This is a genomic window from Polaromonas sp. P1_G2, from assembly GCF_056405515.1.
Genome location: NZ_JBFUBY010000401.1, coordinates 1 through 2,662, shown reverse-complemented (window position 1 = coordinate 2,662; position 2,662 = coordinate 1). Strand labels below are relative to the sequence as shown.

Annotated in this window: 2 protein-coding genes; both read left to right on the top strand. The window is 66.5% G+C overall.

Translation table 11 applies throughout. The annotated features are described in order from the left end of the window. Nucleotides 1–1,444: ammonium transporter (locus AC1D0P_RS24235; RefSeq protein WP_477679068.1), on the top strand; the 1,444-nt coding region annotated here is incomplete at its 5' end. A 169-nt stretch (nucleotides 1,445–1,613) separates the two neighbouring features. Next, nucleotides 1,614–2,540: an SMP-30/gluconolactonase/LRE family protein gene (locus tag AC1D0P_RS24230; RefSeq protein WP_477679067.1), complete on the top strand. Its 927-nt coding sequence runs from the start codon at nucleotides 1,614–1,616 to the stop codon at nucleotides 2,538–2,540. Nucleotides 2,541–2,662 lie beyond the last annotated feature (122 nt).

Genomic DNA, 2,662 nt, shown 5'->3' with positions numbered 1-2,662 from the left:
AGCCAAACCGGCTGAAGCCGCGGCGCCTGCAGCGCCCGCAGCCGCGGCAGCGGCCGCCCCGGCAGCCGCAGCTCCGGCAGCCGCCGCAGCGGCCTCCGCGCCCGCACCCGTTCCCAACAAAGGCGACACCGCCTGGATGATGGTTTCCACGCTGCTGGTCATCATGATGACCGTGCCCGGCCTGGCGCTGTTCTACGGCGGCCTGGTCCGCAGCAAGAACATGCTGTCGGTGTTGATGCAGGTCATGGTGACCTTCTCGATGATCGTCGTGCTCTGGTTCATCTACGGCTACAGCCTGGCTTTCACCGAAGGCAACGCCTTCTTCGGCGGCTTCGACCGGCTCTTCATGAAGGGCATCTGGGACAACGTCGCGGGCACTTTCGCCAACGGCGCGACCTTCAGCAAGGGTGTCGTGATCCCCGAGATCGTGTTCGCCGCCTTCCAGGCCACCTTCGCCGGCATCACCTGCGCGCTGATCGTCGGCGCCTTCGCCGAACGCATCAAGTTCTCCGCCGTGCTGCTGTTCATGGCCATCTGGTTCACCTTCAGCTACGCACCGATTGCCCACATGGTCTGGTTCTGGATGGGCCCTGACGCCTACACCGGCAAGGAAGTCGCCGACGCCATGAGCGCCAAGGGTGGCTACATCTGGCAAATGGGCGCCCTGGACTTCGCGGGCGGCACCGTGGTGCACATCAATGCCGCTGTCGCCGGCCTGGTCGGCGCCTTCTGCATCGGCAAACGCATCGGCTACGGCAAGGAAGCCATGGCGCCTCACAGCCTGACCCTGACCATGGTTGGCGCTGCACTGCTGTGGGTCGGCTGGTTCGGCTTCAACGCCGGCTCCGCCCTGGAAGCCAACGGTTTCGCCGCCCTGGCCTTCATCAACACCCTGGGCGCCACGGCAGCCGCCGTGCTGGCCTGGTGCGTCGGTGAAGCGCTGATGCGCGGCAAGGCTTCCATGCTGGGTGCCGCATCCGGCGCCGTCGCCGGCCTGGTGGCCATCACCCCCGCGGCCGGCAACGTCGGCATCGGCGGCGGCCTGATCATCGGCCTGGTCGCCGGCTTCGCCTGCCTCTGGGGCGTGAACGGCCTGAAGAAACTGCTGGGCGCCGACGACTCGCTGGACGTGTTCGGCGTGCACGGTGTGGGCGGTATCCTGGGCGCGCTGCTGACCGGCGTGTTCAACTCGCCGGCCCTGGGCGGCCCGAGCTTTGTGGGCGACTGGGTCACTGCCACGGCCGTGACGCCTGACGCGTACACCATCGCCGGCCAGGTCTGGATCCAGGCCAAGGCCGTGCTGATCACCATCGTCTGGTCCGGTGTGGTCTCCTTCATCGCCTACAAGGTGGTTGACCTGACCATCGGCCTGCGTGTCAGCGAAGAAGACGAGCGCGAAGGCCTGGACATCACGTCCCACGGCGAAACGGCTTACAACCGCTGATGACGCGACGGGCAGGGCAGCCCTCAGAGGCGGCCCTGACCCTTCCGATATTGAATTTTTACTGAGAGTCTCCTTTGGATGTTCAGCCCGCCGGCGCAAGCCGGTGGGCTGTTTTTTTTGGGGGGAGCGTTAAAGTGGCGGTTGTTCACACCCAAGCGAAGGCACCTTCATGACCTGGCAAACCCTTGCTGCACCGCCCTGTGGATTGGGCGAGTCGCCGTTCTGGCATCCCGACGAACAGATGCTCTACTGGATCGACATCCCCGGCAGGCAGATTCACCGCTGCAACGTTTTTATGGGCACGGTCCAGAGCTGGGCCATGCCCTCGGAGCCCGGCAGCATCGCGCCGGCGCGCACGAACGGCAGCAACAGCGGCCTGGTGGTCGCGCTGCGTGACGGCATTTACCGCGCCAAGGAATGGGGCAGTGAACTGCGGCAGCTGATGCAGGCCGACCACGACACGGCGACCACACGCTTCAACGACGGCAAGGCCGACCCGCTGGGCCGCTTCTGGGCCGGCACCATGTACGAACCGCGCGACAAGGCCACGGCCGCGCTGTTCTCGCTCGACTGCCGCGGCGGCCGCGCACCCGTGCTCGAGCGCAAGGCCGGCGATGCCGTCATCGCCAACGGCCTGGCCTGGTCGCCCGATGCCGCCACCGTTTACTGGACAGACACGCCGCGCCACGTCATCCGCGCCTGGAACTGGGACAGCGCCAGTAACGCGATGACGCAAGCCCGCGTGTTCGCGCAGTGGCCCGGCAAGCCCGAAGGCTGGTTGCCCGGCATGGCCGGCTACGGCGGCCGTCCCGACGGCGCGGCGGTCGACGTCCAGGGCAATTACTACGTCGCCATGTTTGAAGGCGGGCGGCTGCTCAAGCTGTCACCCGCCGGGACGCTGCTGGCCGAGATCGCCGTGCCGGCGCGCTGCCCCACCATGCCCTGCTTCGGCGGCGACGACCTCAAGACCCTGTACCTCACGACYGCGCGCTACAACCGGCCCGCGCAGGAATTGCAGGACTTTCCCGATTCGGGCTGTGTGTTTTCCATGCAGGTCGACGTTCCYGGCCTGCCCGTGAACTTCTTCCAGGACTGATTCCCTGCCGGCGGCCGAAAAATCCGAACAAGCCGCGTTCAAAAAAATCAAACCGCCACCCGCGGCCGCCGCTTACCATCGTGGCAATGCTTCCAGATACCGACATCAGCGCCGCGCTGGCC